This window comes from Novipirellula aureliae (genome assembly GCF_007860185.1).
Lineage (GTDB): Bacteria > Planctomycetota > Planctomycetia > Pirellulales > Pirellulaceae > Novipirellula_A > Novipirellula_A aureliae.
This window is the reverse complement of the sequence record NZ_SJPY01000006.1, coordinates 15,554-32,447: the sequence shown is the minus strand read 5'-3', so window position 1 is coordinate 32,447 and position 16,894 is coordinate 15,554. Positions and strand designations below refer to the sequence as shown.

The 16,894-nt window shown below is 51.6% G+C and carries 23 protein-coding genes; 11 read left to right on the top strand and 12 right to left on the bottom strand.

Annotated elements, in window-relative coordinates:
• Positions 1–15: 15 nt before the first annotated feature.
• From Q31b_RS29385 to Q31b_RS17880, 4 genes are all read right to left on the bottom strand, one after another.
• Positions 16–255, bottom strand: a complete 240-nt coding sequence (locus tag Q31b_RS29385; protein WP_261343870.1) for an RNA 2'-phosphotransferase — start codon at positions 253–255, stop codon at positions 16–18.
• A complete protein-coding gene (locus Q31b_RS29380) occupies positions 161–586 on the bottom strand; it encodes an RNA 2'-phosphotransferase (RefSeq protein ID WP_261343868.1) in 426 nt (141 codons plus the stop codon). The genes Q31b_RS29385 and Q31b_RS29380 overlap by 95 nt, the downstream gene beginning before the upstream one ends.
• 269 nt (positions 587–855) lie before the next feature.
• Entirely contained in the window at positions 856–1,101 is a 246-nt protein-coding gene (locus tag Q31b_RS17885) for a hypothetical protein (RefSeq protein WP_146601040.1), read from the bottom strand.
• 281 nt (positions 1,102–1,382) lie between these two features.
• On the bottom strand, positions 1,383–1,829 hold the full coding sequence (locus Q31b_RS17880) for a hypothetical protein (RefSeq protein ID WP_146601039.1): 447 nt from the start codon (positions 1,827–1,829) through the stop codon (positions 1,383–1,385).
• Between the two features lie 130 nt (positions 1,830–1,959).
• Here Q31b_RS17880 and Q31b_RS17875 point away from each other — a divergent pair, with 130 nt between their 5' ends.
• Positions 1,960–2,337 (top strand): hypothetical protein, encoded by a 378-nt coding sequence (locus Q31b_RS17875; RefSeq protein WP_146601038.1) that lies wholly within the window; start codon positions 1,960–1,962, stop codon positions 2,335–2,337.
• Positions 2,338–2,487: 150 nt separating this feature from the next.
• Here Q31b_RS17875 and Q31b_RS17870 read toward each other — a convergent pair whose 3' ends face one another.
• The 8 genes from Q31b_RS17870 to Q31b_RS17835 form a co-directional block, all read right to left on the bottom strand.
• On the bottom strand, positions 2,488–2,859 hold the full coding sequence (locus Q31b_RS17870) for a hypothetical protein (protein WP_146601037.1): 372 nt from the start codon (positions 2,857–2,859) through the stop codon (positions 2,488–2,490).
• Between the two features lie 247 nt (positions 2,860–3,106).
• On the bottom strand, positions 3,107–3,565 hold the full coding sequence (locus Q31b_RS17865) for a nucleoside triphosphate pyrophosphohydrolase family protein (protein WP_146601036.1): 459 nt from the start codon (positions 3,563–3,565) through the stop codon (positions 3,107–3,109).
• Positions 3,562–4,341, bottom strand: a complete 780-nt coding sequence (locus Q31b_RS17860; RefSeq protein ID WP_146601035.1) for a hypothetical protein — start codon at positions 4,339–4,341, stop codon at positions 3,562–3,564. Before Q31b_RS17860 ends, Q31b_RS17865 begins: the two co-directional genes overlap by 4 nt.
• A gap of 107 nt (positions 4,342–4,448) precedes the next feature.
• Complete coding sequence (locus Q31b_RS17855) at positions 4,449–4,823, bottom strand: hypothetical protein (protein ID WP_146601034.1); 375 nt, start codon at positions 4,821–4,823, stop codon at positions 4,449–4,451.
• Positions 4,820–5,941, bottom strand: a complete 1,122-nt coding sequence (locus Q31b_RS17850) for a hypothetical protein (RefSeq protein ID WP_146601033.1) — start codon at positions 5,939–5,941, stop codon at positions 4,820–4,822. Before Q31b_RS17850 ends, Q31b_RS17855 begins: the two co-directional genes overlap by 4 nt.
• 26 nt (positions 5,942–5,967) lie before the next feature.
• Positions 5,968–6,243 (bottom strand): hypothetical protein, encoded by a 276-nt coding sequence (locus Q31b_RS17845; protein ID WP_146601032.1) that lies wholly within the window; start codon positions 6,241–6,243, stop codon positions 5,968–5,970.
• Positions 6,244–6,323: 80 nt separating this feature from the next.
• A complete protein-coding gene (bamE, locus tag Q31b_RS17840; protein WP_146601031.1) occupies positions 6,324–6,605 on the bottom strand; it encodes an outer membrane protein assembly factor BamE domain-containing protein in 282 nt (93 codons plus the stop codon).
• Between the two features lie 381 nt (positions 6,606–6,986).
• Positions 6,987–7,538: an NADAR family protein gene (locus tag Q31b_RS17835; RefSeq protein ID WP_146601030.1), complete on the bottom strand. Its 552-nt coding sequence runs from the start codon at positions 7,536–7,538 to the stop codon at positions 6,987–6,989.
• 407 nt (positions 7,539–7,945) lie between these two features.
• Between Q31b_RS17835 and Q31b_RS17830 the strand changes: the two genes are divergently transcribed.
• From Q31b_RS17830 to Q31b_RS17785, 10 genes are all read left to right on the top strand, one after another.
• Positions 7,946–8,536, top strand: a complete 591-nt coding sequence (locus Q31b_RS17830; protein ID WP_231617667.1) for a hypothetical protein — start codon at positions 7,946–7,948, stop codon at positions 8,534–8,536.
• A 229-nt stretch (positions 8,537–8,765) separates the two neighbouring features.
• Positions 8,766–9,926, top strand: a complete 1,161-nt coding sequence (locus tag Q31b_RS17825) for a hypothetical protein (RefSeq protein ID WP_146601028.1) — start codon at positions 8,766–8,768, stop codon at positions 9,924–9,926.
• A 290-nt stretch (positions 9,927–10,216) separates the two neighbouring features.
• Positions 10,217–10,594 (top strand): SLOG family protein, encoded by a 378-nt coding sequence (locus Q31b_RS17820; RefSeq protein ID WP_146601027.1) that lies wholly within the window; start codon positions 10,217–10,219, stop codon positions 10,592–10,594.
• Positions 10,595–10,735: 141 nt separating this feature from the next.
• Positions 10,736–12,373 (top strand): hypothetical protein, encoded by a 1,638-nt coding sequence (locus Q31b_RS17815; RefSeq protein ID WP_146601026.1) that lies wholly within the window; start codon positions 10,736–10,738, stop codon positions 12,371–12,373.
• A 106-nt stretch (positions 12,374–12,479) separates the two neighbouring features.
• Entirely contained in the window at positions 12,480–13,076 is a 597-nt protein-coding gene (locus tag Q31b_RS17810; RefSeq protein WP_146601025.1) for a hypothetical protein, read from the top strand.
• A 609-nt stretch (positions 13,077–13,685) separates the two neighbouring features.
• Positions 13,686–13,961: a hypothetical protein gene (locus Q31b_RS17805; protein ID WP_146601024.1), complete on the top strand. Its 276-nt coding sequence runs from the start codon at positions 13,686–13,688 to the stop codon at positions 13,959–13,961.
• Positions 13,939–15,024 carry a hypothetical protein gene (locus Q31b_RS17800; protein ID WP_146601023.1) on the top strand — a complete coding sequence of 362 codons (1,086 nt, stop codon included), beginning with the start codon at positions 13,939–13,941 and terminating at the stop codon, positions 15,022–15,024. The genes Q31b_RS17805 and Q31b_RS17800 overlap by 23 nt, the downstream gene beginning before the upstream one ends.
• A gap of 128 nt (positions 15,025–15,152) precedes the next feature.
• The gene (locus Q31b_RS17795; protein WP_146601022.1) at positions 15,153–15,530 is read left to right on the top strand and encodes a hypothetical protein; all 378 of its coding nucleotides are present in this window, start codon (positions 15,153–15,155) and stop codon (positions 15,528–15,530) included.
• Complete coding sequence (locus Q31b_RS17790) at positions 15,530–15,994, top strand: nucleoside triphosphate pyrophosphohydrolase family protein (RefSeq protein WP_146601021.1); 465 nt, start codon at positions 15,530–15,532, stop codon at positions 15,992–15,994. The genes Q31b_RS17795 and Q31b_RS17790 overlap by 1 nt, the downstream gene beginning before the upstream one ends.
• A gap of 108 nt (positions 15,995–16,102) precedes the next feature.
• Positions 16,103–16,735: an SGNH/GDSL hydrolase family protein gene (locus Q31b_RS17785; RefSeq protein ID WP_197171757.1), complete on the top strand. Its 633-nt coding sequence runs from the start codon at positions 16,103–16,105 to the stop codon at positions 16,733–16,735.
• Positions 16,736–16,894 lie beyond the last annotated feature (159 nt).

The window sequence follows — 16,894 nt, the reverse complement described above, 5'->3', positions numbered from 1 at the left end:
GTTTCTAGGGATTGGTCATTCCATTGCGACTTCGATTCTGGGATTAAACTCAATAAACTCCGTCGGCACCTCGTCGGTGAGCCAAACGCCGTTGGCGGACAAGTAGAACGTGTGGCCGGCAGCGTGCATTCTACCAGCGGCAATGGTGAGGATGACTGGTTTACCGCGCCGTTGGCCGACTTTTGTGGCGGTCTCTTTGTCCGCCGACAGATGCACATGATGCCGAGATCGTTTCAACAACCCCTTTTCGCGGATGCCTACTAGGAATGGCTCGACGGTGCCGTGGTATAACAGTTCTGGCGGTTCGATTGGCTCGAGTTTTCAAGTCGACGCCTTCGACCGAGTGTCCTTGATTGGCCCGGATGCGAAGACCATCGTCGCTGAGGGCGAACCGCCTCTTATCGCTCGTCGCGACGACTTCATGGAGTAAATCCAACGAGATCGCGGTTCCGCGAGCGTTCGCGTTCTTGATCAACCGATCGATACTAGCCCAGCCTTCCGGATCGAGTTCAATCCCGATCACGTCCGGCTGATGGCGAAGGACCAGGCTGAGGAATTTGCTGGTGGAAACGAGTTGTTTGTTCACGGTTCTCTTTCGCTCTCTCAAATGGGAACGGGCTGTTAATTATTTGTCGCTGTTAATCAGAGAGTTTGAGAGTTCGGGGCGAGAATATTCGCAGAACGGATGAGAACGGGCGCTCCCCGTACACAACTCAGTTGTAGCATTGTCTCTGTTTCGTGGATCACTGTAAGTCACTGTGGGAACGTGGTTTGCTGTCGAAACCTATTCTTCGGTATGGCGAAGCGGTCCCAACTCAACCGTCATGAATCCATGTCTCGGTTAACAGCTTTCTGTTAACCCGGCTCCATTAGTTTCGTGGCGTTCGCAGGCGGTTCACACGAAGAGAGAACATCGGGGTTTGCAGCGTGGAAAGGTAGGCCGGTTGACACATTCGGGGGCGTGATCGAGGTTTGGCCCGATTGGGATTGACGACTCGCGGATCGGCGAAGTTGGCATTCACGTGCAATCGCTCTGGCTAGGATCTCGACAATATCTTGTCGACGTTCTTGTGACGACAACTCGTAGCAGATTGGTTTCATGGTGGCTTGCCTCATGAGTAGGGAATGAAACGGAATTCCGTTTAGACCTACCTCGATGTTGCCGCGTCTCAAAGGGGCCATTACCGGAATCGCTCGCGATCCAGAATTCGACCGTCGATGACAAACCAACCTCAGATTTCACCGACCTAAATGCTCGTTCGACTTCTTTGACCCCACGGGTTGCCAAATGTGCTGCAAAGGGCAAATAGCAATTACGGGACAGTACCTAGTTCCGAATGCCCTGATGAAATGCTGAAGTGCAAGCTCCCCTTCCGGTTAACCTATTCGCCGTCTTTCACAAGGCGAATTTGCGCACCACTGCCAGCTGCCTCGACTATTTCCGGTAGGGCATGACTAGCAAAGTAAAACACATCCTCTTGCAGGTCATCCTCCAGTAACGGGACGTCATACATCGGATTATAGATTTGCGTGTCATAGGAGTTCCTCACGATACGCGTTCGGTCGTCACAGAACTGGACCACGAGTACGTCGCCATTTGGTTCGATGTATAGTCCGATTGATAGGTACTCTTCGTCTTCACCGAATTCAGGTTCAGATCGATGAAGCGAGATAATAACGTACTTGCGTTCCTGGCAGATCGAAATCAAGACTGCCGAAAGGAGGAGAGAATCGTCGTTTGAGAACACCTCCTTACGATCACGTACATCCTGAATTCCCGAACAGAATTCGGCGAGAAACGTGGAGTGCTCATTGTTGAGGAGTTTCATTGCTTGACCATCGAGAAGATTGCCAGCGGGATCGTGAGAGAAGCAGTCGTAGACAAACAGGAGCTAGACTTTCGGCTGCACATTCTTGGGCACAATTCGCTGGATGTGACACAACTATACATTTTGGAAGATGACCAATAATCAAGCGGATATCATAGCACATTCGACCTCCGACCCAATAGCCTATAAGTTATCCGGCTATGTTTCCTTCGGTGAGGAAATCCAGATGCGCATTGATGGTCTCGATTGGGGAGTGGGTGCTTCCAATCGGGCTACGGTTCGTTTGAATGCGCGCGACAGGAATATTATAGTCCACGACTTTGTTACATCAGTCAGCAACGAATCTGCGATCGAATGCTGTATTGCTGAAGAAAACGACATCGTAGCAGTTGACATCCCATTCGTGCAGCATCAAATCCAATTGCGCCACACAACTTTCGGTGAAACGAGACTTGGCAAATCGACTGCCCGGCCGACGGACACTGATGATCGCATGGGGATGGCGTGAAACGAAACGGTTTTCGAGTTCGTATCGATCGAGCGTTTGAATGATTCGTAGTTTCAGAGTCGGAATCCTTTGGCGTGATTAAGGGAAAAACTGGAACGTGAACGGCATCCGGAAACCAGTGACCATGTCTGCTCTCGCCAACATAGCCAGTCAGTCGTCAAACAAGTCGTCGACCGAACTACCCATCATGTAGTGCATGTCGGTACGCGAATCCCATTCGCCGAGACGAAATACCTTGGCAATCTCATCCAACCGGTCGGTTGTAGTTTCGTTGCCGTGGTAGATGATGCTGGTTTGTTTTATCGGCGACCAGAGAACACGGCCGCGTGGAACGCTGAAGTATTCTTCAAAATCGGTTAGCCCGAACTGCATCGCGGCATCCGGCCAAAGATCATTGTGGGCGTCATCACTGTCGCACAAACCAGTGGCCGAATCTGCGTTGCCAGGCGAATGCGGAAACGCGACGATCTGCGTACCGTTGTCCCACCAAATACCGATCTGTGGTTGCCTGCTGAAACTCATGGTCGGTACGCCGTCTTTCCGCAGCATGCATCTGGACAAACGGTTTCGCCTAACCGAACTGCCTCACCGCAGTGTTCACAGAAAAGTCGACGTTCCCGACCGAGAGCCTCACAGACATCTTTTACATCTTTCTGGCTCCCTTTGGTCGTTGTGTTTTCACAAAATGATCCGTCACCCAGCCTTGTCATCGGACCGCCGCAGTCGCGACAAAATCTCCCATCATTCTTCACCATAAATGCAGTCGCCATCAATTTTCTCCTCGGTCGACATGATTCAAAACTTGCTCAATCTCAGGCCGTTGATAGCATTCGCTTTTCGTTCCCTTACCGGTTTGCTCATTCACCGCGAGTTTGGTCATGTTGGAGCGATGCACTTCGTCGAGCAAACGTTCGGCCGGCATTCCAGTGGCGACTGCGTCACCAAGCAACACGGTAATCCGATCCGCCCAAGCATCCGCGGCGGCAACGAGGTCGCGTTCATTGTGAGCTTCAACCCACTCGGCCAATTCCTCGATCGCCATCATCGCCCGACGCATGAGTTGCGTCCTTGGTTCATCCTCACGGTCGTAAGCCGACAGGACTTCACGCAAACTGTTCGCAAGATTGCGATCAAGATCCTCACTGTGCTGCAACAATCGAGGCGAATCCGCAACGACCTCACCGATCTGCTGATGAAATTGAGTGACTTGTTCGAGCTGTTTTCTCACCTTTTATCGTTCTCCGCTCGATACAAGCTTCTCATGTGTTCGGCGACCGTGCCGCCACAGGGATGCTCGCGTGAATCAGCCCGAACAGATTTGAGCGCCGCCCAGGCGAAAGGTTTGAGACCGACTTCGGGATCGTCGTTGTGAATACGCTGCAAGGTTGGAATTGCCGATTTTGCAATCGGTCCCATATCCATCAGTGCCTCGATTGCGAGCGAGCGAAGCGATTGGTTATTTGATCTGTTTGAAGCCGTCCGACGGGCGAACTCAATCATGCCAGCATTGGGTGGATCCAGTTTGCCGAAAGCTTGAACCGCATAGCTTTTCAGCGTTGGACTTATCCAACCTTTTGGTGGGGGCTGGACTGCGGCAAGCAAACTTCGCCCCGCGTGAGAGTCATGACCTTCGAAGCCGTGCATCAGGATGATCTTTGCGAGCGACTCACGCTCACTTAGACATGCCGAATCGAAATAATCAAGCAGCGATTCGAAGTCTCGTTTTGCCATCAGCAGCAATCCGTCTTCGACGAGCTCAACCATGATTTCGGGAGCCGCTAACATCGACCCGACCGTCGGATGCATCTCTGCTTCGTCAGCGATTTCCCGCGCGAGGTCGATGTCGTCTTCGGCATAGGTTAAATCGATATGAGCCGAGACAAGATCGTCCAACGCGGATGCCGCATCGTTCCAAACCGAATCGACAGTTGTCGCTAAGTCGGTGTTTGGCCATGTGTCATCATCGTACATCAGGTCAAGAAAATTCCAAACTTCAGTTTTCAAGTGTATCTCCGGTTTGAAGGATCGTTTCACAATCTCTCTATCGTAACGGCTCTTGCAAGAAACCACCGCTTTGACAGATTCTTTGACAAGCTCTGCTACCGGCGACATCAACAAACAAGCTTGCCGGTATCATGGCTGAGCATCCAGCGTTGGTCAGCGAAATCAAAATTGCCTTCGTTGCGGAACAGCATCACGTTCACGCCAGCAGGCACGTTCTTGAGCATCTCAGGTTGATCGTCCACGTACAGCGTGACGCCATGCTCGGCGATCACCGCTGCCTTCGCATCCATCCGATCAACCAGCACCACTTCGTCGTAGCGAATGTTGCGTTCGTCCAAGTCCGCAATCGCCTTGGCGCGATCGCGTCGATAAGTGATCACAATCACCTTCCCCGGCCATGAATGCGTCCAATCCGAAAAGAAATCCGGTGCTTCAGTGATGCAACCGTCTAGGTCGAGCCCAAGGGTCGTGTATTCACTCATTCAAAAAAATCAGGAAACTCTTCCTTGAAGGCATTCATACGCTCCTTACCGGTCCTCAGATCCTGACGCCAACTGTTGTGATTTTTTAGCGACGCAACATGCGGATCCCATCCTCCACGCCCCCCGTAAAAAATATGTTCGCATCCAGGAATTGGGCACGGTATCTTTTTCGCATCAGACTGGCGGACGGATTTCCGCCTTTTCTTTTTCCTTGAAACTGGTTTTTCATCCGCCGCTAAACCAAGCATCCACCCTTCAAGCGTCAACACATTTGAAGCATCAGGGCAAGCAAAAACATCCTGTCCCGACAATTGCGACAGCGCCAAGGACACCACTGTTGTGAACATATCGAATTCGTCTTCAGACGAAGCCGCGTGAAGCCAGGTGCGAAATTCTACTTCAAGCTCACTAGATACCTTTTCCTTAACCGCATAAAGGCTTGAAACGACAGACTGAGCATCAGTCTTTGAAACCACACTACCGTACATTGCTTGCTGGCAGAGTCGCGGATAGCACTCGCCAATTACGATTGAGGCTGATTCGATGCTCTCGAATGGCCATACCGCCACTTTGGATTTAAACTCTTCGCGAAGCGGTTGCATGACTTCAAGCCAGAATTGAAGCGATGACTTACCTACTTGCTTCGCACTGTTGCCCAAGACATAAATGCTGGATCCGTTCGAGACCTGATCGCACCTTCTTTTGCCAGCCCATTCTCCAATTGATTCTTCTGATTTGACCTCTACAAACGGACGACTCTTGGACCGTTCTTTTACACCACTGGCAATAAGTGTTGAACGCCACGAATTGCCGTCAACGCGATCTGAAGTTTGTTCCAACCACTTAAGAAATATTGGCGGTGACTCGTCGCCGTATACATCACAAGGTTCGACAGGAAGTCCGATTGGAAGGTCAGCGCCAATCAGGAGCTTGTCGTCAGGACTTGCTATGGCACATGCTTCTCGGAACACATTGAGGGGAGTTCTGTCACGCGTGCAGACACGAGATACTACGCGAGATTTCCACGAAAAGCTATAGATTGGTGTTTTCCTTGCTGCCGTACGTGTATTTTTTGAGCCGCTGCCATCAATACAGAGCAGCTCTGAAAATCCTTGCATATTTGTATGCCTTAATTGTAATAATTCTAGTTCTCAACGATCTGTTTGATCGTTGTTCTGGCGACACGCCAGGTTCGCATGCGGCTACGATTGGGCATGCCGAACCATATCATAAGCAATCCGAGGCCGGCTTGGGGGACCAAGCCGGCCGTCAATAGGAATAGCCGCAAATTGATGCCGGATTCCTTGCCGAGATTTCCGAATGCGTTTGGATCGAGGTAGCAGTACAACGCCATGCCAAGACTGCCAAGCAGCATTTGGCATCCGTAGAACAGTGAGATGAGTTTGGCGATCTTTCGCAAACGTGATTCTCCATGGGAGGAAATTTCAGTCGGTCAGTCAACTTGCGTGAGAAAGGCAGGCCGTTGGCCTACCGGACGATTCAAAGGCCGATCTGCGATTTCGACTGCACCTTGTCATGCGAAAACGTGATCGAAATGATCTTCTCTTCGTCTTGCCAAACCATGCTTTTCATGTCGATTGATATACCGCCGAAGCTCGCGTCACTGCTGGCCTGTTCGGTTCCGGTGCCGAGGATCGATTCGACTTCATCGATCGTCATTCCCGTTTTGATTTCGGAATAGTTGTCTTTGGTAATTGGGTTGCCGCAACCTGTAAAGAGAAGGAGGCAACACAGCAGCAGAAGGTTCTTTATTTGGGACATGTGGTAAATCCTTGGGTTGTGAATGGGTGAGAACGTGGAGAGCGGGTGACTAACGGGTGATGTCGTAAAGTTCGCCGTCCCGAAATCGGACGCCGAAGTTCTTGTTGCAGTGTCGGCATGTTTCTCGTTGAGTGCCGTTTCGGATTCGATCTCGGACGGTGTTGGGACGGCCGCAGTGCGGACAAAAGACGGTGATGACCAAATGGGGTGACTCCTGTGAAACGAAGGTTGGAAGTGAGTATTTCAAGACTAACGGTGAACAGCAAAACTTCCCAGAGTTGGCAAGTTTTTTGATAGGTTTAAAGCCGTGAGAGACGCGGGGCGGCGACCAAACGGCAACCGCCCCGCACATATCAATCTCCCACCACGGAGAACGCATCACTAACTAATCAAGGTCTGCAGCATGGCCCTTTCTTCCTTCCAAAGGCGACCAAGCATATTGCGGCCTTCCCAGGCATAACCAAGCGGGCAATCTTCATCTTGCACACGCACGGCGCCCCAAAACAAATTATTCACTCGGCGGCCGCGGGCACTGCAATCTTCCACCAACAGCCTTTCGCCACTGGCAATCAACTTGCCTCGCAAATCGGCATGGGCATCCAACTTCAACGCAAGGCACAGCCGCATATTCTCGACATCCGCCTCACTCAGCGGCGCAACCACATGCCGCGTCCGAAATCGCTTGGCAATCATCTTTGCCATCATCGGAGAACGCGGCTCTCGCACCGCCTCGCGGGCCTCATCATCCGGGGCCAAACGCAAGGCCTGGAACAGCGCCTCGGCATGCCACCATTTCAGCCCTTCATAGACAATCGGATGCGGGCTCATATTGCTGAGCCAACCTCCAGGCTCGGCGACCCTTCGGATCAGAATCTGATCTTCGGCGGCGGGAAACAACTGGGCACAAACTGGGGACGGGGCAACACATGGCATAAGCAACTCCAAGACGGCTACGAAACACGAAACAAGCTTTCAATAAACCGGAACGGCAATTAACCGACCGGTTTGCGGGGTTTTTGCGGGAGAATGGAACGCAGTCGCAGCCAGCGTCTTAGAATCAAAGGCGTCGGGGTTATTCGTCTGACCGAGAGGGCGGAGACCTCGGTTGATCTTTCGCTGCAAGACGGTGCTGACATCAGCGGTCCACGACCAGCAATTCGACGAACTGGACTTCAACATGACTCTTGGCTAGACTCAACTCAAATGCCGCGATTGAGCCAACACGCTCCATCTACACCTAGACCAAGATCGACTTCATTCCGATGCAATTTCCCGAATCCATGAAAGCTGGTCGATTCCTTTTTTCGACTGAACGAGAGTATGCCGGCAGATTGTTCAACGTGACTAAGAGGAGCATCGAGAACCAAGCTGACGATATCGTGCTCCTGCGGCTCGAGTTTGAGATCTTCGTCATCGACCTCGACGATACGCCTGCCGCGTACCTCCCTACAGGCGCGATAGCCAGTCGGGACATCGTGATCACCAAACAGGCTGGTTCCGACGAACGATTAGCGGAATATGCTAAATACCTTGGCATTAAGCGGCCCCATCAGGTCTCAAATTGGTACGTGTCAGAACGTAAAGCAAAACAGGGGCAAGGGTCATGGATTCGAATCCGATTCGGGAAACCCGATGAAGATCACCGACAGCCGTTCGAGCACATTTCTGAACTCGACAAACCCAAATCCGAACAAATCAAACCATCTGGTTCAACGAAAGAACGAGAGAAGTTTTGGCGAGTTTCTGAGGTCCGGCAATTGCTCAGAGACGAGAAGAACAAGATCCCTAGTGAAGACACCGTCAAACGGTTTGTTGACAAACGGAAATCACAGTTTGGCGAGGAATTGGTACGAGTCACGAGCGGCCGGCAGCGACGCATCAATTGGTACTTGTGTTGGCATCTGTGGGAGGCGGACAAATGCCACGGATAAAATTTGCGAATGAGAATCAACGCAGGAGTCCGTCACGGTGATCAAGAACATCATTACGCCAGGGTCGAACACCGGGGAACTCGCGATCTTACGGGAAGCCAGAAAACGTAATGTCACGACCGGTGGGTGGGTAAAAAAGATCCGCCACCAGAGTTTAGGAGTTCATACTCGGGACTACACAGGCCAATCGAAGTGTGATCTCGATAATCTTCGGGTCGCGGATTTGACAGTGCTTATCACTACTGATGATCTGCGCCCTGATGGATGGAATCGCAAGGAGCGAATTTGGAAACGCCGCCAGTGCCGGAATGTCGTTTGCGTTTTCATTGACGGCGAGCAGACCTCGATCGTTCGCGACTGCCTTCGTTTCGGTGTGGAAGTTCTGAATTTCGTTTCGCTTCAGCACAACCAAGATTGCCCTGAGGCGAGTCGGAAGCTTGCTCGCTTTCTGTCTGGTTTCCTCGAAGATGCGTCACCAATCGTTGAGCGTAAGGCCCCCTCAATCTGGGATGACGCGGCTCGTTTCAAGCCATTGCGTAAAAGGAAGCTTCTACCTGGTCCCGTGGCAAATTTCAGTCGTACGAACGACCGCCGTTTTTTGCCAGGAGTCGCCCAGTTGGCTCGCGACGAGATCTTTCAGTTGGTTGTTGGTTTGCCGATTGACCAATCGTTAAAGCGTCAAATCATCGACGATGCCACTTGCAAAATCGAAGCGGAAATAGACAAACTCGCTACGGTCGGTCGCCAACGCAATTGGTTTGAAAACACATGGCAGAAATGCGCAGTTGAGGCAGCTCGGGCACATGTAAAGTCACTACCAAAAGGCTCTAGGGCCGATCTTAGTGTGTTAGGAGGTCAATTACTGTGGAAAACACCCAAACCCGATAAGCATGACGCAATCAAGTTCCGCCAGATGTGCGAGATTGCGGCGGATACTCGCCTGCGACAAGACAGATTTCTGCGGACGCTCGTTCTGCTTTACTTGGGAGGTTTGGGACGAAGCAAAGTGGCCTCTGGAATCGTCGACGGATTGCTCGTTGAACGGGAAGGCAAAACCATACTCAAACGCAAGAGCAAGAGCAGCAATCTCAAATATTCTCCCAAGGAAGTGAATGAGCGATTTCAGACCGTGGGTAAATCGGACGCTTTGATCGAAGCCGGCGAAGCAAATCGCTACGACCGTCTGCAAGATCCCTTCCTCAAGATTGCCGAGACGAGCCGCGAGGGTCTTGAAGCTGAACTTTTCTACATGGCAGATGAATTTCGGCGACGCCAGGAACTCTGGAATCCCAAATGGTTGGCTGCGTTTTGCCACTGGCTGTGCTTTCTATGTGGCGATGACGAAACGCTCTGGCGCAGCTGGGTTGGACCACCGATTTCGCCGAAATAGGGTCTGGCGTTCTGGGGACGCTTCGGTCAGTTACTGATGCTAATTGAATCGACTCGGAATGTGACCCTACTGGTACAAGCGGCTTCCCAGCCTGTTTGAATTTCGTGTTGGTCGCTAAAAGCTAGATTTCATCTCCCGCAAAAACCCCGCATTTCACCTCCAAAACCGGCGGTTTCTTAGGGTAGGAGGGGCTGTCCCGTAAACGGCCTTGATTTGTCCGGTTTCATGTGGATTCGACGGCTCGTCGCGCGACTTGTTGGGATCTGCGCACAAAAACGAAGGGAGCGTAAATGAAAACAATCATCGCTGGATCTCGCAGCATTGCCCGCATCAGTTCTCGTCGCTGGGACTACGACCAACTTGCGACCATTCTTAATACCGCCATCGCGGAATCCGGTTTCAAAACCACGGAAGTCATCTCGGGCGGCGCAGGCGGCCCAGACCGTGCCGGGGAGCAATGGGCCGCTCGCAACGGCGTTCCCATCACGGTGATCAAACCCGATTGGAAGCTCGGTCGCGGAGCCGGTTTGATCCGCAACCGCGAACTCGCCGCTGTCGGCGAAGCTTTGATCGCACTTCATGACGGTGAAAGCACCGGCACCCAGGACATGATCGACCACATGAAGGCCGCTGGCAGGCCGGTTCATGTGGTCGTCTTGACGGCCTAGCCCCCTCTGATGCGGATTTTTTCCACTTGTGGCACCGCGCGAGGTTAACGAAACGCTCACCGGCGCCACATGTACATATTCAGTTGCGCGCACATGCGCGCGTCTTTTTTGTTTACGAGCCCATTCACCCCGGAGTCCGATTTGAAAACAGCCACAATCACACCAGCCTCGTCCAAACCAACCAAGTCAGCCAAAAACTCCTCGCCACCAACCGACCAAGGACATCACCGCAGGAAGCCCAAGCCAAAAGAAACGCTAAAACAATCCCAAGCCGACAAACGCATCGATTTCCTTCTCAGACAACACTTCGACGACGACCCTGATTTCCGCCCTCTGATTCTCAAACTCGCCGAACACGACCCGACACCCAAGAAAAAGTATCTCGCCTGGCTGGTCAAACACTGGACAGGCCCGTGGAACCCAAGCGACGCCGACTTAAAGCGAGTCGCACGACACCTCGAAACCCATCACAAAGGAGCCAAGTACTTTTCCCCGCTAAGTTGGACGGGGTTGCGACTGGAAGATGCAGGCTACCATGCCGACATCTTTCGATACACGCCACAGACTCTGGCAAAGCTCGGCGGACGGATCGCTGAGATTATTAGGATTGACGAAGAAGACAAGCAGATTCGCAAAGGAAACTTGGTTATTACCGGCGGAGCGGAGATAGCCTACAAGGACGAACGCTGGACCGTCTTGCGGGTACGAACTCAGTCGGCCCTTAATCGACTCGGGCAAGGCTGCGGATGGTGCGTTTGTGGACGTGGCGGGCACGGCTACAGTTTCCCTTTCGACTTCGTGCTCAGCAGTGATGGAGAACGATTCCTCGCCCATAAAGGCGAAATTCGTGATCGGTGGGATAACAGTCCAACGGCAAACCTTTACTATGAAATTTTCCGTGTCGTGAATTTGGGTAGCGACGGTTACGACCGAGCAGTCGCCCAGGTAGAGGAAGCAATTAAGACGAAGCAACGGCACACTGCCGAGATCGAAAATCAGCTGATGCAGCACCCAGATCTTGCGATATGGTACGCAGAGAAGGTCATTCAAGGCAGATGGCAGGAGTTTGAAGAATTCGTCCGCGTGGCAACCCTGCCCGCAGGCCACGCAGCCGACTATGCGATCTATTGCCTTCGCGAGCCTTGGCCAAGATTCGAGAACAAAATCAAGCGATCGGTCGTTCCGCTCGCGCAGTATCGCAGAGCCTTTCCAGGTGCAATTCCCAAAACCGACGAGGAGATTTTCCAAGAGAACCTGGCCCATTGGCGAGCCTATACCGCCAAAGCTAGACGGCCTTGGAGCCACGATAGCATTCAATGGCAAGCTGAGTCGCGTGAACGAAACGTAGACTTTGAGAACCGTTTGCTGCTGAACTACTCAGAAGCATCCATCAAGCGTTTTGCGAAACTGGTTGCTTCGCTAGCGACATCCGAAATCGCATCCGAATATCGATCCAAGATCCAATCCTATTTCACGGAGGCAACTGACGAAAAAACGCAGGTAGTCAACGACGAACTCGGACCGGTAATTTGTGGGAGAATTTGTCGAAGGCTGCCTGAGGTCGAAGCGTTGATTGCGGATGACCCTGAAAGCTCGTTCGCTTACGCGAAGGGAATTTCACAGCGATTCCTCGATGGTGAAGCAGCAATTAGAACTGAACCCGAACTGTGGTGCCAGTACACCAAAAAGTTTCTGCGATCCACACCGATTCCTCGCCAGCAAAGTAACCACTCGCCAAGAGTCCTTCCTCCGCGCACCTACAAGGTCGCCTGGCGTTGAGCCATGCAAATGAAGCAACGTGGCCGTGATTCAAATCGATCACGGCCACGTCGTATTTTCGATTCGTCATCTATTAACTGAAACAACAGGAACTAACAACTACTCTATGACAAGACACCATTTTCAAATCAACAAACCATACGCCGCCAAACTGATCCGTGTTGCAACTCGTCCGATCGAGAACGATCCCAATGTTCCTCTGCAACTCATTCGACTCGAGTTTGCGATTTATTGGATGGCTGAAGGACGAAAACTCGAATCCCAAGGCGAGATCGCTTGCCGTGACCTTGTTGTCGGAAAACTCATTCCAATCCACAAAGACTCAGGACTCAATGCCTATGCTGACGCGTTGGGTATCGCCCATGGAATTACTGACACGAGAAGTTGGATCGCCTTGGAGGTCGTGGGGGCATGGATCGAATTGGAGTTCGGACCACCAGAGGTTGTCGGTGGACGCAATCCGTTTTACCGAATCGCTGCGTTTGATCCGAAGGGCTGGAGCATCGAAGAGTATCGGTACGATTTGACGAAGGAGTGGGTGCGACCGGGCGTTGCCGCCGACGCCTTGAAGGTTTCCGAATCGACGATTCGACGCCGCGTCGGGGTGTTTGTGAAAGAATTTGGGAGCAGACTGGTTCGTCGCACCGAAGGCAATCAGCGGCGAATCCACTTGCCGCTGCTATTGAACCTTTGGGAGGACTAGAATCAGGCCGTCGTGTCATTTCGGAGTCCGAATTTGTTTCATGTCAAGGCAAGTCAACGAAGGAGACAGAGAGAGGACGCCCAAAAAGATGCTGCACGTGTCGCGTCAACAGCCCATTCAAGTTCACGAACTTGTCAAAGAAGTTGTCAAGTCGTGACTTAACGGTCACTCGCCGTAATAATCGAATCTACCTCGATCACTTTCCCGTATTTCATCGTCCTTGGAGATCACCCCATGACCGTTACCGTTCTTTGCCCTCACTGTGGCCGCCCCATGACAGTTCGCAACCGCATCGAAAATGGAACCCAAAGAGAAACCTGCCGCCACTGTAATAAGAACTTCGGAGTTCAGTTCCGAGCTGGCCAATTGTATGACGTTCACAAATAGCCAATTTCGGGGCAAGTCAAAGTATTGATCCCAACTAACATCAAATCCATCCATTTTGCGGAAATCCCCATGCAACAAGTGAAAGCGAAGTCGCAGATCGGACTCTGATGGTTCACTTGATCGCGATCACGCGATCGCCGGACGAAGAAGTTGGTCTCGCGTGGACCACGAATGCGATTCGATCCAACAACCTAAACACAGCCATGAAAGGACGACTCTCCCTTGAAAAGTTTCGCCAAACTCATCTCCCTATTCTTCGGTTCGCAAATGCTGCTCAGCGGCATCGGGATGGGACTGTATTGCTTCCTCTCGCCCGAGGCGTTCGGGCAAACGGAACAGCGGCATGGAGTTGACTTGCGACTGATGGTCCTGACTATTGGAATGATTCCGCAGATTGGGCTAGGAAGTCTTCTCGTTTGGCTTGGGATGCCAAGCCGAAGTCGATTCAGAGCGTACCGTTTAACCCGAAAAACCATTGACCAAGTCATCGACCTCTAACCAAGGAACCGTTTTGCAACTTCGCAGTATCCAACTTCTAGACCGTTACGAACTACAGTACGAGTTCTTTATGCGAGAACCCTACGTGCTTCTGAGCATCCGCCGCCCCGGAAGCCACCTCCCGGAAGTGTTTAATCGCACTCTATGTGCTGCTCGATGCGATATCATGTTGCACGAATGGGATGTTGAATCGCCACCGTATCCATTACCTCCAACGAAACTTACGCCGCGCCAAGCAGTAAAGATCGCCGAATTCATTAGCGAGCATATCGACGATGCAAAGCATTTGATATTCCAAAGTGAAACCCCAAGCGGCCAACAGGTTGCTATTGCAGAAACACTTGGTCAGTGGCTTGATGTTCCAATCCAGAGGTGCTTCCCTTGGCCGAAAGTGGAACCTTCGACTGCCGTGACGATGCAAATGGCGATCGACAGCCTCGAGATTTTGAACGATCCAAAACAAGGGAGTCACCGGATCAGTCACACAGATCATGATACGTTACTCAGCGTCATCGAATTGATTGTACAGATGTCAAACGTCGCTGTCGTATTGACGCACCGGGTTGATGAATGCCAATGCATGTCTGGCCATAACGATTTGGAATTTGGAATGGCCCTTGGAATCTCCATGGACCGAGACGTAAGTCACTTCGAACCCTGCGACGGATTCGTTGGACAGCGAAATTTGCTATCCGAGATTCTGACGATTTGCGAGGTCGCATTTTGCCCTCACGCCGGTTGCGAAAAGTGTCTGCCGAGTTTTACCACCGCCAAAATACCTATTTGCCTCAGTATTATCTTCGATGCCCGCCAACTCCCTCCGACGTTTGATCGTGTCCTCGAAGCTGGGGGAAGTTGGGTGATCCTCACGAATGCCACGATGAGAAACCGGATTACGCGTATCTGTCGCGGAACAGCGAACCACAAAGCTAGCCAGCACCCAAATCATAAGTTGCAAATGCTGACGCTTGATCGAGACCACAACCCCATGACTGACGTTTTGCATGATATATTGCGAGGCAAAGTCCCGAGTTGGTCCGCAATTGGAACGCAAACCACCTAGGGAATTCCACCTCGAAGGCGGCGCGGCTGTTAATCGTCTGCCTACAGTATTTCTTGTTTCTGAAACACACGCAATTCCAATCCGCATTCATACGCCGTCGCACAAATACGATACCAACAACCAAACACATGAATAGAACACTACTGACGCTTGGCCTAGACCTTGATGGGTGTATTACTGAATCACCCGAGTTTTTTTCGGCTTGGACGCATTCCTGGCCGGGGCGAGTGATCGTAATCACCTACCGGAGGGATCGGCAAAAGGCAATTGATGATTTGGCTGAACGCAACATCCGCTACGACGAAGTGGTTTTAGTCGATCGCTTTGATGCGAAGGCAGAAGTGATCGCTGAATATGGCGTCACAATGTATGTCGATGATCAACCAGAAATGCTTAAGCATATTCCGGCGGGCGTCCAGGTGATGCTGTTCCGCAACGAGGGCAACTACGATTTTGATGACCGCCGCTGGATGTTCAGCGGTGAAACGGGAAAGCAGGTGTGCTGATGGAAAAGAAGATAGCAAAAGTGACCGAGTTCCATCGATCCATTGGCGAGAAAGTCGCCGACGATGCCGAATTGCTCGAGCAAAATATCGAAGCCGATCGAAAGCTTGCTAACGGCTTGCGAGAATTGATTGCCAAGTCGATGTCAGATGGGCAACGTGGTTCTCACTTGAATCGTCGAGCGTTGATGGCGATCGAGGAACTGGCCGAGTGGATCGAGGCTCATACAGAAGGAGACCTGGTGGCTGCAGCCGATGCGTTGGGCGATCGGATCTATGTCTTGTTGGGAGATGCAGTCGCCACGGGACTTCCTGCCAGCGAGTTATTTGACGAAGTGCATCGGTCCAATATGACCAAGCGTGCAACGAGCGCTGATTCAGGAAAAGGAACAAAGTCAGATTCGTTCGAGGCACCTAATATCGCAGGTATTCTCGGGAGAGCTTCACAGAAAGAGATCGATGTATGAACACGATACACGATATCGGGCAAGTCCACACCGACGCGCTTCACTTAATGATCGAACTCCTCCACAGATCCATACACGGCTAACAAGAACAGATTCAACGGAATTTTCATGAAACGACATATAACCCTGCTAGGCGACTCAATTTTCGATAACAAGATCTACGTACCTGACGGCTTGTCTGTCTATGAACACTTAACCAACATGTTGACCGACGCGGATAAAGCGTCCTTGGTTGCTGTCGATGGAGCTGTAATCAGTTCAGTGTTTCGTCAAGTTGAACGGATCCCCGAGGCGACGACACACCTCGTGCTGAGCGTTGGTGGTAACGACGCACTGCATCTGGAATCCAGTGTGTTCGAGCAACAGAGTGATGATATTCGTGACGCGTTAGCCAAGATGAAAGCGTCGCTTGAGACGTTCCAATGCGAGTACGCTAAACTTATCGAAACACTACTCAATCTCAAGCTTCCGCTGGCCGTTTGCACCGTCTATGACAGTATACCCGGTCTCGATGACGCAGCTCTCTGTGGTCTTGCCATCATCAACGACATCATTACTCGCATCGCCTTCGAAAACTCCGTCAACCTAATCGATCTTCGAGTGCTTTGTGATGAATCCAAGGACTATTCCGCAGTCTCTCCAATTGAACCATCGCATCAGGGCGGCCAGAAGATCTCGCATGTGATCAATCAGGCGACAAGCGAAGTCACTTCATCATCCAGCCAAGTTTTCAAACGTTAGACAGTGAATCGACAATGTCAACAAAATGCACAAGATAGAATCAGCAAACTCCCCCGTTCGAGTCTCATCGAAAGGCATCGTTTGGACTACCGTGGGCATCTGCAGAGTACAGTAGTGAACGGTCCATGTTCACATGGAAACATCTGAGCACTGTCCTCG

Coding starts and splice junctions, on each gene's coding strand:
- Q31b_RS17885 (WP_146601040.1), bottom strand. CDS start 1,101: ATGAAACCAATCTGCTACGAGTTGTCGTCACAAGAACGTCGACAAGAT.
- Q31b_RS17880 (WP_146601039.1), bottom strand. CDS start 1,829: ATGAAACTCCTCAACAATGAGCACTCCACGTTTCTCGCCGAATTCTGT.
- Q31b_RS17875 (WP_146601038.1), top strand. CDS start 1,960: ATGACCAATAATCAAGCGGATATCATAGCACATTCGACCTCCGACCCA.
- Q31b_RS17870 (WP_146601037.1), bottom strand. CDS start 2,859: ATGAGTTTCAGCAGGCAACCACAGATCGGTATTTGGTGGGACAACGGT.
- Q31b_RS17855 (WP_146601034.1), bottom strand. CDS start 4,823: ATGAGTGAATACACGACCCTTGGGCTCGACCTAGACGGTTGCATCACT.
- Q31b_RS17850 (WP_146601033.1), bottom strand. CDS start 5,941: ATGCAAGGATTTTCAGAGCTGCTCTGTATTGATGGCAGCGGCTCAAAA.
- bamE (WP_146601031.1), bottom strand. CDS start 6,605: ATGTCCCAAATAAAGAACCTTCTGCTGCTGTGTTGCCTCCTTCTCTTT.
- Q31b_RS17835 (WP_146601030.1), bottom strand. CDS start 7,538: ATGCCATGTGTTGCCCCGTCCCCAGTTTGTGCCCAGTTGTTTCCCGCC.
- Q31b_RS17820 (WP_146601027.1), top strand. CDS start 10,217: ATGAAAACAATCATCGCTGGATCTCGCAGCATTGCCCGCATCAGTTCT.
- Q31b_RS17810 (WP_146601025.1), top strand. CDS start 12,480: ATGACAAGACACCATTTTCAAATCAACAAACCATACGCCGCCAAACTG.
- Q31b_RS17795 (WP_146601022.1), top strand. CDS start 15,153: ATGAATAGAACACTACTGACGCTTGGCCTAGACCTTGATGGGTGTATT.
- Q31b_RS17790 (WP_146601021.1), top strand. CDS start 15,530: ATGGAAAAGAAGATAGCAAAAGTGACCGAGTTCCATCGATCCATTGGC.
- Q31b_RS17785 (WP_197171757.1), top strand. CDS start 16,103: ATGAAACGACATATAACCCTGCTAGGCGACTCAATTTTCGATAACAAG.